This is a genomic window from Exiguobacterium marinum DSM 16307 (assembly GCF_000620845.1).
Classification (GTDB): domain Bacteria; phylum Bacillota; class Bacilli; order Exiguobacteriales; family Exiguobacteriaceae; genus Exiguobacterium; species Exiguobacterium marinum.
On the sequence record NZ_KK211189.1, the window covers coordinates 1538711 to 1551143 of the forward strand.

18 protein-coding genes are annotated in these 12433 nt (G+C 45.3%); 15 read left to right on the plus strand and 3 right to left on the minus strand.

What is annotated here, in order from left to right; all coding sequences use genetic code 11:
• Positions 1–11: 11 nt before the first annotated feature.
• The 9 genes from P400_RS0108170 to gcvPB all read left to right on the plus strand — a co-directional run bounded on the left by P400_RS0108170 (position 12) and on the right by gcvPB (position 6536).
• Entirely contained in the window at positions 12–314 is a 303-nt protein-coding gene (locus tag P400_RS0108170; RefSeq protein ID WP_034770995.1) for a prepilin-type N-terminal cleavage/methylation domain-containing protein, read from the plus strand.
• 492 nt (positions 315–806) lie between these two features.
• Positions 807–965, plus strand: coding sequence for a hypothetical protein (locus P400_RS0108180; protein WP_235181835.1), 159 nt, complete (start codon positions 807–809; stop codon positions 963–965).
• Positions 934–1395: a prepilin-type N-terminal cleavage/methylation domain-containing protein gene (locus P400_RS15530; RefSeq protein WP_268745958.1), complete on the plus strand. Its 462-nt coding sequence runs from the start codon at positions 934–936 to the stop codon at positions 1393–1395. The genes P400_RS0108180 and P400_RS15530 overlap by 32 nt, the downstream gene beginning before the upstream one ends.
• Positions 1359–1658: a hypothetical protein gene (locus P400_RS0108185; RefSeq protein ID WP_084483586.1), complete on the plus strand. Its 300-nt coding sequence runs from the start codon at positions 1359–1361 to the stop codon at positions 1656–1658. Before P400_RS15530 ends, P400_RS0108185 begins: the two co-directional genes overlap by 37 nt.
• The gene (locus P400_RS0108190) at positions 1651–2139 is read left to right on the plus strand and encodes a shikimate kinase (protein ID WP_026825726.1); all 489 of its coding nucleotides are present in this window, start codon (positions 1651–1653) and stop codon (positions 2137–2139) included. Before P400_RS0108185 ends, P400_RS0108190 begins: the two co-directional genes overlap by 8 nt.
• Entirely contained in the window at positions 2136–2474 is a 339-nt protein-coding gene (locus tag P400_RS0108195) for a hypothetical protein (RefSeq protein ID WP_026825727.1), read from the plus strand. The genes P400_RS0108190 and P400_RS0108195 overlap by 4 nt, the downstream gene beginning before the upstream one ends.
• A gap of 147 nt (positions 2475–2621) precedes the next feature.
• The gene (gene gcvT, locus P400_RS0108205) at positions 2622–3698 is read left to right on the plus strand and encodes a glycine cleavage system aminomethyltransferase GcvT (protein WP_026825728.1); all 1077 of its coding nucleotides are present in this window, start codon (positions 2622–2624) and stop codon (positions 3696–3698) included.
• A 25-nt stretch (positions 3699–3723) separates the two neighbouring features.
• On the plus strand, positions 3724–5061 hold the full coding sequence (gcvPA, locus tag P400_RS0108210; RefSeq protein ID WP_026825729.1) for an aminomethyl-transferring glycine dehydrogenase subunit GcvPA: 1338 nt from the start codon (positions 3724–3726) through the stop codon (positions 5059–5061).
• Positions 5061–6536, plus strand: coding sequence for an aminomethyl-transferring glycine dehydrogenase subunit GcvPB (gene gcvPB, locus P400_RS0108215; RefSeq protein WP_026825730.1), 1476 nt, complete (start codon positions 5061–5063; stop codon positions 6534–6536). The genes gcvPA and gcvPB overlap by 1 nt, the downstream gene beginning before the upstream one ends.
• A gap of 35 nt (positions 6537–6571) precedes the next feature.
• Here gcvPB and P400_RS0108220 read toward each other — a convergent pair whose 3' ends face one another.
• Positions 6572–6952 carry a rhodanese-like domain-containing protein gene (locus P400_RS0108220; protein ID WP_026825731.1) on the minus strand — a complete coding sequence of 127 codons (381 nt, stop codon included), beginning with the start codon at positions 6950–6952 and terminating at the stop codon, positions 6572–6574.
• Positions 6953–7115: 163 nt separating this feature from the next.
• Here P400_RS0108220 and mntR point away from each other — a divergent pair, with 163 nt between their 5' ends.
• Entirely contained in the window at positions 7116–7544 is a 429-nt protein-coding gene (gene mntR, locus P400_RS0108225; protein WP_026825732.1) for a transcriptional regulator MntR, read from the plus strand.
• Positions 7545–7716: 172 nt separating this feature from the next.
• Complete coding sequence (hpt, locus tag P400_RS0108230; protein ID WP_026825733.1) at positions 7717–8244, plus strand: hypoxanthine phosphoribosyltransferase; 528 nt, start codon at positions 7717–7719, stop codon at positions 8242–8244.
• A gap of 23 nt (positions 8245–8267) precedes the next feature.
• On the opposite strand, the gene P400_RS0108235 is transcribed toward hpt, so the two are convergent.
• Positions 8268–8678 (minus strand): SA1362 family protein, encoded by a 411-nt coding sequence (locus P400_RS0108235; RefSeq protein WP_026825734.1) that lies wholly within the window; start codon positions 8676–8678, stop codon positions 8268–8270.
• A gap of 14 nt (positions 8679–8692) precedes the next feature.
• A complete protein-coding gene (locus P400_RS0108240) occupies positions 8693–9634 on the minus strand; it encodes a DUF1385 domain-containing protein (protein WP_026825735.1) in 942 nt (313 codons plus the stop codon).
• 141 nt (positions 9635–9775) lie between these two features.
• On the opposite strand from P400_RS0108240, the gene aroQ reads away from it, so the two are divergent.
• The 4 genes from aroQ to accB all read left to right on the plus strand — a co-directional run bounded on the left by aroQ (position 9776) and on the right by accB (position 12432).
• Positions 9776–10213 carry a type II 3-dehydroquinate dehydratase gene (gene aroQ / locus P400_RS0108245; protein ID WP_026825736.1) on the plus strand — a complete coding sequence of 146 codons (438 nt, stop codon included), beginning with the start codon at positions 9776–9778 and terminating at the stop codon, positions 10211–10213.
• Entirely contained in the window at positions 10209–11276 is a 1068-nt protein-coding gene (locus P400_RS0108250) for a M24 family metallopeptidase (protein WP_026825737.1), read from the plus strand. The genes aroQ and P400_RS0108250 overlap by 5 nt, the downstream gene beginning before the upstream one ends.
• Positions 11277–11305: 29 nt before the next feature.
• The gene (gene efp, locus P400_RS0108255; RefSeq protein ID WP_026825738.1) at positions 11306–11872 is read left to right on the plus strand and encodes an elongation factor P; all 567 of its coding nucleotides are present in this window, start codon (positions 11306–11308) and stop codon (positions 11870–11872) included.
• Between the two features lie 116 nt (positions 11873–11988).
• Positions 11989–12432: an acetyl-CoA carboxylase biotin carboxyl carrier protein gene (gene accB, locus P400_RS0108260; RefSeq protein WP_026825739.1), complete on the plus strand. Its 444-nt coding sequence runs from the start codon at positions 11989–11991 to the stop codon at positions 12430–12432.
• Position 12433: the final 1 nt, after the last annotated feature.

Below are 12433 nucleotides of genomic sequence, written 5' to 3' on the forward strand. Positions count from 1 at the left end.
GGGAAAAGGAAATGAAGGAAGAACATGGATTCACACTAGTTGAGATGGCGGCTGTCCTTTTGATTATATCGGTTCTGCTCTTATTACTCGTCCCATCCCTAACAGAAGGGAAATCGCGGGCAGACCAAGTTAGTTGTGAAGGCAGTGTACGTATCGTCGAGTCAGAAATCAACTTATACTATGCCGAGCATAAATCTTACCCTGCAACATTAGAAGTGATAAAACGCGACTCCTCAACAGACCCACTCGTATACAGCTGTCAATCGTCAGAGTATACATATTCACCTCTTGATGGTTCTCTCATAAAGCGATGAAAGGATATACACTCGTCGAAATAACATGGGTCCTTGTTATATTATCGTTTCTCCTACTAATCAGTATCCCGGTAGCAAAACCGTTTGAACGACTAGAGCTCTATGATTTCACAGATTCCTTAGTTGCCAATATTCAAGAAGCGGGGCAGTACCCCTATATTTCTGAAAATGGGAGTTGTGTTCCGAAGTTGATTTGGATATCCCAACAGCAAACCTATCTGATCGTGTGTGGTCTGACGTTAATTAGAGAGGTAGACGTACCATCGGGAATAACTCTATATCTCCCGACGTATAATACTTTGACATTTTCACAAGCAACGGCTTCCTATGCAGGGCAATGGAAGTTTGTAAGTGGAAAGACGTCTGTGACGCTCAAATTTCGAATCGGAACGTATGAGCCGGAGGTGATTATTCGTGAGGAGGAATGAAGCGGGTTTTTCTTTATGGGAATTGAGTGTAAGTCTAGCAGTGATAATGGGATGGGTCTTCATTTTGACATCATTTGTCGTGCAGGGGAACGAGTGGATCGACCGAATGAGTGAAACGTTGTTCACCTATGAACGTTTACAAGGAGAGGTGCTACTTGAAGCTGCTGAACCGTCTGGTCGCGAGCAAGTGTGTGAAAAAGGATTCTGTTTGCCGACGTTGTGAACAAGGATTTACTATGATTGAGATGACGGCAGTATTGCTGATTCTTCCGATATTTATCTTATTGTTAGCGGAATTGATGCTGCTTGGTCAAAAGCTTTACGAACAGCCTAAATGGAATCATCATACGACACCGCAACTGATTGTACGACGTTTGATAAACAGTGAAAATTGCCGTGTAGACGCCGGTCGCTTACGAGGAGAATTTGTTAAGTCGGATGATGAGGTATGGCCATGGACGATTAAACAGTTGAATGGGAATTTGGTCATGGTTGGAGACGGAGGGGGGAACTTGCTATTTTTAAGAGGAATCGCTCAGTACCATGTCGAATCGATTGGAAAAGGATTTCGAATTTCATGGACCGATTCGTCGTTCAAAAGAGAGCGGCACGTGATGTGTATGAACGGGGATTCTTCCTCATTGTCACCTTGACAATCGTTGTATGGCTACTTGGGGCCGCGTTATTTTGGTATACTGATATTGAACGAACGACGAGACGAATCTCAGATGAGATATTGGCCATACGTTTTGAATCCCACTTGTTGTTGGCAAAAGAACGTTGTGGCAATCAACCAGTAACACTCACTAAACCGACGGGGACGGTGACATGTCGTCCGATTGCACCGAATCGAACGGAAGTGGAGATGGTGTTGACATCTGGTGAACGTCATAAAGAGGTGATGGCTTATGAATAAGAAACCGTTTTATATCGTGGGATTTATGGGTACAGGTAAGTCTACCTTGTTCACTTTTATGCAAGAACATGGAGACGTTGTGGACCTCGATGAAGAAATCGAAACCTGGATTGGAACCGACATCGCTACATATTTTGACCAATACGGGGAGTCAGCGTTTCGAGACGTGGAATCAAAAGTGCTTCAGCAAATCGATGCTGACTTTGTTCTCACGGGTGGTGGTATTGTCGAACGCTCTGAAAACATTCATTGGATGCGCGAACACGGTATGATCATTCATTTAGATTTACCATTTGAGGAATGCTGGGCACGGATTAAAGATTCGAATCGACCGCTTGTGAAAAAAGGAGAGGCGGAAGTTCGGACACTGTACAACCGACGGACCACTCTTTATCAAGAAGCGGACGAGACGATTAATGCGTCCCGGACACCGCAGTGTACTGCAGAGCAAATTATCCGTATGAAGGAGGAAAAAGTATGATTTGGATTAACCTTGCAATTCTTTTATTCGCCATCATTGGACTTGGTGTATATGGATATTTGTTATTTAAAAAACAGATGAAGCCGACGTTCGGAAGATTAAACCGTTTGACGGAACGGTTTAACATTCGAGCAGACGTGATTGGACAGCAAGTCAATGAGATTAAAGGACATGTGGATGCGGTCAACCGATCTATTACTCAAATAAAGGACTTCGGAGTTAAGGCAAAAGACGAATCAATCGAGTTGAAGCAGGCGGCGGTTGGGCTGACGCATGAAATCAAACGAACGGCGGGAATCGAACGCTCTGACGTTTCCACCGAGACAAAAATATGAAATAATGAGGATGAAAACGTTTTCGTTTTTCATCCTTTTTCTTTTTCTCTTTTTTAACTATGCAGAAAGATTAAAAATTGTTAAAGTGAAATGGAAAGCGAAAGATTTCAAATAAAATATCATTTATGTTCGGGATTGGGGGATATTATGGAAAGGGTTACTTTGAAACGTACGCCTTTATTTGAATTGATTGAACCGAAGGCGAAGATGGTTGATTTTGCGGGATTCGAAATGCCGATTTTGTTCTCTTCGATTAAGGAAGAACATCTGGCTGTGCGTCAAAACGTGGGGATGTTTGATGTATCTCACATGGGAGAGATTCGGATTGAGGGACCAGACGCACTTGAACAAGTACAGAACCTCGTGACGAATGACGTCTCGAAAATTAAAGTTGGTCAAGCTCAGTACAACCTTCTGTGCCTTGAAGATGGTGGAGTGGTGGATGATTTGCTTGTCTATCGCTTAGATGAGGACGCCTATTGGCTCGTCGTCAACGCCTCGAATATCGAAAAAGATGAAGCGCATATTCGCAGGTACGTCAATGGTGACGTGACTGTGACAAATGAGTCTGACGGGTACGGTCAAATTGCCATCCAAGGACCGAACGCAGAAACAATTCTTCAAAAAATCACAAATGTAAAACTCAAGGAAATCGGGTTCTTCAAGTTTATAAACGGTGATGTGGCAGGCGTCCCGTCTGTTATCTCACGTAGTGGATATACAGGGGAGGATGGTTTCGAAATCTATGCTCGGGCTGAAGGAATCTCTGCCGTTTGGGAAGCTCTTGAATCAGAAGGCGTGATCCCTTGTGGACTAGGTTCACGAGATACACTTCGTTTTGAGGCGTGCTTACCGCTCTATGGACATGAGCTAGATGAGTCGGTTACACCGTTTGAGGCGAATCTCAACTTTGCTGTTAAGTTAGACACGGATTTTATCGGGAAAGATGCGCTTGTCTCTCAAAAAGAGAACATTCCGACTCGATTAGTAGGCTTGAGATTACTCGGGCGAGGGATCGCTCGTCAAGGAGCGCAAGTCGAAGTCGATGGTGATGTGGTAGGTGTCGTCACGACCGGTACGATGCCTCCGACGATTAATGAATCGATTGCTTGGGCACGAGTCGATGCACGCTATAAAGATGAAGAACGATTCGTCATCGACATTCGGGGCAAAAAGATTGAAGCGGAACGCGTACCGACACCTTTCTATAAACGGACGAAATGAAACAGGGGGATTCAGAATGAATAGAATGGAATTTCGTTATTTACCGATGACTGAACAAGACGAGCGAGACATGTTGCAGACAATCGGAGTGGATTCAATTGAGGGGCTACTCGCAGATATCCCAGAATCGCTTCGTGAAAAAGCATCACTTGCGGCAATCGGCTCACCACTTCCCGAGGTTGATCTCGTACGTCATATGACGAAATTGGCTGACAAAAACAAGCATACGAAATCATACCCGAGCTTCCTTGGAGCAGGGATGTATGATCACCTTTCGCCGACCGTAATGAACCATATGCTTTTGCGTTCTGAATTCTATACGGCATATACACCATACCAACCTGAGATTTCACAAGGTGAACTGCAAGCAATGTTTGAGTTTCAGACGATGATCTGTGAATTGACAGGTATGGATGTCGCAAACTCATCGATGTATGACGGAATCACTGCGCTTGCCGAGGCTACGTATTTAGCTAGTGCTCAAACGAAGAAAAAACGTGTCGTCGTTTCAGGAGCAGTTCATCCTGAAGCCAAAGATGTTATTCGCACGTACGCTGATGGGCCTGGTCTTTCGGTCGAATACACAGACGTAGTGAATGGTGTAACGGATCTATCTGATTTCGATTTGACGGATGCGTCATGTCTCGTCGTGCAATACCCAAACTTCTACGGTCGAATTGAAGACCTGGAGCAATTGGCGAAACAAGCGCATGACGCCGGCGCACTCTTTGTCGTATCAAGTAACCCGCTTGCCCTTGGGATTTTAGAGTCACCAGGTGCACTCGGTGCGGATATTACAGTCGGAGATGCACAACCGTTCGGGATTCCGCAAAGTTTTGGTGGTCCGTCATGTGGTTACTTCGCGGTGAAAAAATCGTTGATGCGTAAACTACCTGGTCGACTTGTTGGACAAACAGTGGACGAGGATGGAAAACGTGGATTTGTCTTAACGTTACAGGCACGCGAACAGCACATTCGGCGAGATAAGGCAACGTCAAACATCTGTTCGAACCAAGCGCTCAATGCATTAGCTGCTTCGATCACAATGTCGGCTTTAGGAAAATACGGAATTCGTGACATGGCCGTTCGAAACATCCAAACAGCCCATTACATGAAAGAAGCATTAAAAGCTTCTGGATTCAAAATCGTTGATGAAGGTCCAATGTTCAATGAGTTTGTCGTTGACTTCGGACATGACGCGGAGGAAGTGTCACGTCATCTTCTCGAACATGGAATGATTGGCGGTCTACCGCTTGGTACGTACGAAGCGGAACGTCAGACACAAATGTTGGTTTGCGCGACGGAATTACGTACAAAAGAAGAGATTGATCAGTTTGTCGAAGTGGTTAGGGGGATGAAATGATGCAACACGAACAAACGCTAATTTTTGAAGTGTCACGTGAAGGACGGACAGGATATAACTTGCCGACACCAACTGTCCCTGAGGTTGACCTCGAGACACTGTTACCGGCTACGATGATTCGAAAAGAGGTAGCGGAACTTCCGGAAGTATCTGAACTCGATGTTGTCCGACATTATACCTCTCTGTCTACTCGAAACCATGGCGTGGATTCAGGATTTTATCCGCTCGGTTCGTGTACGATGAAATATAATCCAAAAGTGAATGAAGACATGGCCCGCCTTTCTGGGTTTGCGCATATTCATCCTTTGCAACCGGCGGAAACGATTCAAGGTGCACTTGAACTCATGGTGGACTTACAGGAGCAACTCGCTGAAATCACAGGTATGGACGAGGTCACGTTGCAACCCGCAGCTGGAGCGCATGGTGAATGGACGGGTCTCATGTTGATTAAAGCATTCCACGAGCGCAACGGGGATACGGCTCGTACGAAAGTTCTCGTCCCAGATTCTGCCCATGGAACGAATCCGGCCTCTGCAGTAGTTGCTGGATTCGAGACAGTGACGGTCAAATCGGACAATCGTGGACTCGTTGATTTGGATGATTTAAAAGCGAAGGTCGGAGCGGATACAGCGGCGCTCATGCTTACGAATCCGAACACACTTGGACTATTTGAAGCAGACATCCTTGAGATTTCAAAAGTGGTCCATGAAGCTGGTGGAAAATTGTATTATGACGGCGCGAACTCGAACGCAATCCTAGGTATCGCGCGTCCGGGAGACATGGGCTTTGACGTCGTCCACTTAAACTTGCATAAGACGTTCACAGGTCCACACGGTGGAGGTGGACCAGGTTCAGGTCCTGTCGGTGTCAAACGCGATTTGATTCCATTCTTGCCAACCCCGATCGTAACTAAGACGGAAAATGGATATGGTCTAGATTACGACCGTCCACACTCGATCGGTCGAATCAAACCGTTCTATGGGAACTTCGGGATCAATGTTCGGGCTTACAGCTATATCAAGACGATGGGTGCCGAAGGGTTGACGCGTGTTTCGCGAGAAGCTGTACTCAACGCCAACTATATGTTCGCTCGATTAAAAGATGCGTTTGACGTACCGTACGATACGTATTGCAAACACGAGTTCGTTTTGTCAGGTAAACGACAAAAAGCACTCGGAGTTCGTACGCTCGATATCGCAAAACGTCTTCTTGATTTCGGCTATCACCCACCAACCATCTATTTCCCGTTGAATGTCGAAGAGTGTATCATGGTGGAACCGACTGAAACCGAATCAAAAGAGACACTCGATGCTTTCTGTGATGCGATGCTTCAAATTGCAAAAGAGGCGGAAGAAAATCCGGAAATCGTTCAGACGGCTCCGCATACGACGGTCGTCAAACGTATGGATGAGACGCTCGCTGCTCGGAAACCGATTTTAAAATACGAACGTCGCGAAGCATCGTCAGTTAAATAAAAATGAGCGGGTCGACTCAGTCGTCCCGCTCATTTTTATGCTTTTTTAATTTTGCCTTTCCAGTTTTTGAATCCACCTTCGAGCATGTAGATGTTGTTGTATCCGTTCTTCATGAGAAGCTTGGCTGCTTGGTTAGACCGTGAGCTTCCTTGGCAATAAATAAGGATCGGTTGATCTTTACGCAATTCTTTCATACGCATTTTCATTTGTCCGACCGGGATGTTTCGTGCGCCGACGATATGACCAGCTTTATATTCTTTCGGTTCACGTACGTCGATCAATTGTCCTTTACGGAGTGAAGCGCGGAATTCTTCTTGTTTCATTTTTTTCAACCCGCGAGCTGGCATGAAGCGCCATACGATGTAGGCGATCAAGGCAACCCATAGGAGGATGACGAGGATTGTTTCGAGTCCCATAGATGTTCTTCCCTTCTCTTTCAAAGTTACCATCTCTCATTATAATGAATTTGAGGTCATGAGACAATGATTGACTCAATCAATCAGTGCTTTCCCTTTCGATTTCATTCTAGTTAGGATAAAATAAAAAGTGGAAACCGGAACATTAGGGGAGGTCGTGCCCATGCCGACACCGAGTATGGAAGATTATTTAGAACGTATTTACTTATTGATGTCAGAAAAAGGATATGCGCGAGTATCTGACATTGCCGAACATTTAGGAGTACATCCCTCCTCTGTCACGAAAATGGTTCAAAAGTTGGATCGTGAAGAGTATCTCGTATACGAAAAATATCGTGGACTTATGCTTACGAAAAAAGGTCAAAAAGTAGGGAAGCGATTGGTCGAGCGTCATGCGATGCTCGAGTCTTTTTTACGTCTCATCGGAGTGGATGAGGCAGACGTCTATGAAGATGTTGAAGGAATCGAACACCACCTCAGTTCAAATACACTCGATTGCATGACTCAGTTTGTGGAATTCTTTGAGGATAAACCGGAGCTCATGAATCAATTTAAAGAGTTTCGTGAACAAGAGCGGGCTGCGGAAGAATAATTTAAAAAAACGCCAATTTTAATCGATTGGCGTTTTTTTATCGCTTCGTTTCTTCAAAACACGAACGAATTATTGTTAGTTGCGAATGAATGTATATATTTTGGTTAGGAATATGTTAAGATAAATCGTGGATTGAATATTGAGGGGGTGGCGGCGAACATTCGCCGATATTATGGAGATTCAAATTAAAGGGAAGTTATTTGACGAACAACAAATTCGAGACCGGGTAAAAGAATTGGCAGAAGAAATTGAGAAAGATGCCAATGGGACACCGATTGTCATCGTTGCCGTGTTGAAAGGGTCGATGGTCTTTGCTGCCGATTTGATGCGCTACATGAAAGGCAGTGTGCAACTCGATACAGTCGCAACATCTTCATACGGGAAAAAGACCGTTTCGAGTGGCAGTGTACAACTTCGGAAAGATCTTGATTTAGATGTCGAAGGAAAGTATGTCGTCATCATCGAAGATATCATCGATACGGGGCAGACGTTGAAATTTCTGTGCAAACATATGGAACTCCATCAACCGAAACAGTTGAAAATCTGTACGCTTCTCGATAAACCGGCTCGCCGTCTCGTGCAATTAGACGCAGACTATGTTGGCTTTGAGATTCCGGATGAATTTGTCATCGGTTATGGCATCGATTATGCGGAGCAGTATCGCAACTTACCTTATATCGGGTATGTAGAAACAACCTAAAAAGGAGCGCCGCGGCGCTCCTTTTACATGTTCGCTTTCTTTTTCTTCTTGCCTTTCTTCCCTTCGATTACCGTCAAATGTGGAGGATTGCTTCGATGTACGTTCGGGCGTTTCGACAACTTTGTAACGTTCGAACCTGGTTTTTTGCTTTTTTTGATTTTTGCAGATGCGGAAGGTTTGACTTGAGGGCCGCGATTTCCTTGCATCCGTTTCTTAGAGGCTTGTGCGGTTTTACGGTAACGCATATCCTCTGGAGACATACGTCGACCGATGAAGAAACGATAGATCACATAAAAGACTAACCCGAATATTCCGATGAACAACAACTGTCTAAACAAGCGACCTGGATCGGTGGCGAGCATATGTCCGACCCCGATGAAGCCAAGGATAAACACGATGGTTGCTGCGGTCGAACCAATTCTTTGTCTGATCATGGTGCTTCCTCCTCTTATCCCTCTCTCTGAACGACCGATTCTCCTAACTCTTTTCGTTCCCACGTTTCGAATGCCTCAATCGCAACTTGAATCTGTTCATCATTTGGTTCCCGGGTCGTCAATAACTGAAGCGAAAGACCTGGTTTTCCGAGGAATGACAAAAAGCGATGATCGCGGAAGCGATTGGTGAATTGAAGGACTTCAAACGAGATTCCGATGACGACTGGCAAGAGTGCGATTCGGCTGACGAGTCGCAGCCAAAGCGGATCGATTGGCACAATCATATATACGCCAATCCCGACGAAGACAGTGAACAAAATAAAACTTGATCCACAGCGATAATGAAGACGTGAGCTTTGACGAACATGTTCGACTGTGACCTGTCGTCCGGACTCATAACAGTTGATGACCTTATGCTCAGCCCCATGATATTGAAAGACACGTTTGATGAGTGGCGTCAATGAAATCAAGTAGAGGTAACTAAGCAACAATACTAATTTTATTCCCCCTTCAAGGAGGTTTTGAATCACGTGTCCAGAAAATATCGGTACGTCTTGAAACATTGCGGCGAGCAGTGCTGGTGTCACGTTAAAAATCAATTTGCCGAAGACGTATGAAATGACGCCGATGATGGCGACGAAGGCAATCATCCAAATGCTCTGCTTTTGTTCATCGTTCGGGCTCGAGTCTTCACTTGGATCAACGTCATACCGATCACTCGCAAAATTCATATGGGCAGACCCATTCTTTAACGACTCGTAGAGCGCGACGATTCCTCTTAGAAACGGTACTTTTTTTAAGGATTGAACCCATGGGACGAGGATGCGTGCTTGCTCGAACGTTTCGATGGACCCATCCTTTCGTCGAATGGCAGATGCGCTCTCGGAACGGCCTTGAAACATGACCCCTTCCACAAGTGCCTGTCCCCCGACAGGGATAGTTTGTTTAGAATTCATTCACTTTCCTCGATTCTTACAGTGTTGTACTTGAATTATACCGTGATTTATCAAAAAAACGAAAGGGCAGAAGGCTCGATTCACGTTCTTTCGATAAATTTGTTACAATAGATAAGACTTGACGAACGAGGGGGAAGAAGATTGCGGATTTTAGTATTGAATGGGCCGAATTTAAATTTGTTAGGTCGCCGTGAACCAGACGTGTATGGGAACGTGTCGTTAAAAGGCTTAGCTGCCGAATTAATGCTCGTCGCACCGGAGGGCGTCGAACTCACGTTCAAACAATCGAATCACGAGGGAGAGTTGATTGACGCCCTTCACGACGCCTACGATTTCGAAGGTGTTGTATTAAATGCGGGAGCCTACACGCATACGTCAATCGCGATTCGAGATGCCATCTCCGCTATCGTTGCCCCGGTCGTTGAAGTACATATCTCGAACGTGCATGCCCGTGAGGTGTTTCGTCACGAGTCAAAACTCGCAGGCGTTTGCTTAGGAGTAATCACCGGATTTGGGCTCACTAGCTATACGTTAGCATTGCATGCACTAATCGAACATTGGAGGAATCGACATGATTGAACGCGTAAACAAACTGCAAGCACAGTTAGAAGCAAACGAGATTGACGCATTGCTCGTCACAAAACGTGAAAACATTCGCTACTTATCTGGTTTCACCGGATCGAGTGGCGTTATCGTCATCACGTCGAAAACCGCAAGCTTTATCACGGATTTCCGTTATACGGAACAAGCGAACGATCAAGTAAAAGGATACGACATCGTTGAATTGGATACATCGCTTATTAAATCGGTCGCTGACGTTGTATCACGTGACTCGATCACACGTCTTGGAATCGAGCAAGACGCAATGACGATTGGTCAGTATCGGACATATGAAAAAGAAGTAGATGCACATCTCATCGAGACGGCAGGAATCGTAGAAAAACTGCGCTTGATTAAGGATGAATCAGAGATTAAGATTATGAAGGAAGCTGCGGCAATCGCTGATGCAGCTTATGCCCATATCCAGACGTTCATCCGTCCTGGTCGTACCGAAAGAGAAGTTGCGAACGAACTCGAGATGTTTATGCGTTCAAAAGGCGCTGACTCGTCATCATTTGATATGATTGTCGCTTCAGGTCTCCGTTCGGCACTTCCGCACGGTGTCGCAAGCGATAAAGTCATCGAATCAGGTGAACTTGTCACACTTGATTTTGGAGCATACTATAAAGGGTACTGCTCTGATATCACGCGTACACTCGCGGTCGGAGAAATCTCAGATGAGTTGCATCAAATTTACGATACGGTTCTTCGCGCTCAACTCGCTGGTGTAGAAGGTACTCGTGCCGGTATCACAGGCATTGAAGCTGACGCGTTGACACGAGACATCATTAAAGAAGCTGGATACGGTGAATACTTCGGTCACTCGACGGGCCATGGTCTCGGCATGGAAGTGCACGAGGCACCAGGATTATCATTCCGTTCTGAAACGGTGCTAGAACCTGGGATGGTCGTCACAATCGAACCGGGTATTTACATTAACGGTGTCGGCGGTTGCCGAATTGAAGACGATGTCGTCATTACGGAAGACGGATGCTACCGTCTAACGCAGTCGCCAAAAGAGTTAATTACGATTGAGGCGTGAGTCTCGTCTGAATTTAGGAGGAAATTAACATGGTATCAGTTAACGATTTAAAAACAGGATTGACAGTCAAAACGTCTGACGGTTCGATTTGGCAAGTCATCGAATTCCAACATGTAAAACCGGGCAAAGGTGCGGCGTTCGTACGTACGAAGATGCGCAACTTGCGTAACGGTGCGATTCAGGAAACAACGTTCCGTGGTGGAGAAAAAATCGAACGAGCGCATATCGAACGTAAACGTATGCAATATCTCTATCCAATGGGTGACACGTATGTATTCATGGACAACGAATCATACGAGCAACTTGAATTGACAAGCGAACAAGTTAAAGCGGCTCTTCCTTACATGCTTGAAAACATGGAAGTTAGCATCGCAGACTATGAGGGTGAGATTCTTGGAATCGAACTTCCTACAAGTGTTGTCTTGACAATTGTCGAAGCGGACCCGGGCGTTAAAGGGGACACGGCATCAAACGTGAAGAAAAATGCGACAGTGGAAACAGGACATGTGATCCAAGTACCACTTTTCATCGAACCAGGTGAAAAAGTAACGGTTGATACACGTACTGGAGATTTCATGGGTCGTTACAACGGTTAATCAAAGAGAGTGTTCATTCGAATGAATGAACGCTCTTTTTTCTCGTTGCATTCATTGGTCTGACCAGTTATAGTGAAGTAGAGATTAGTACCAGGTATAAACAGGGGGTAAGAAAGATGCAAATCGATCAAATTAAAGAGCTCATTCAATTATTAGATCAATCATCTGTCCATGAAATGGAGCTTGAGACATCTGATTTCAAACTGTCATTGAAGAAAGAAACGCAACAAACTGGAAGCGTGCCAGTCATGCAGACACAAGCAATTGCATCACCTGCGCCTCAAGTAGAAGAAAATATAGAACAATTGGCGCCAGAAAAAGCGTCTTATCGTACAATCACATCACCGATGGTCGGAACATTTTATTCGCGTCCGGCCCCGGATAAAGAGGCTTTTGTCAACGTTGGAGAACGCATAGAGTCTGGGCAAGTTGTCTGTATTTTAGAAGCGATGAAATTGTTTAACGATGTCGAAGCGGAAATCAGTGGCGAAATCGTAGAAGTGCTAGTCACCGATGGCGATCTCGTCGAGTTCGGTCAACCGCTCTTCAGCGTGAAGTGAG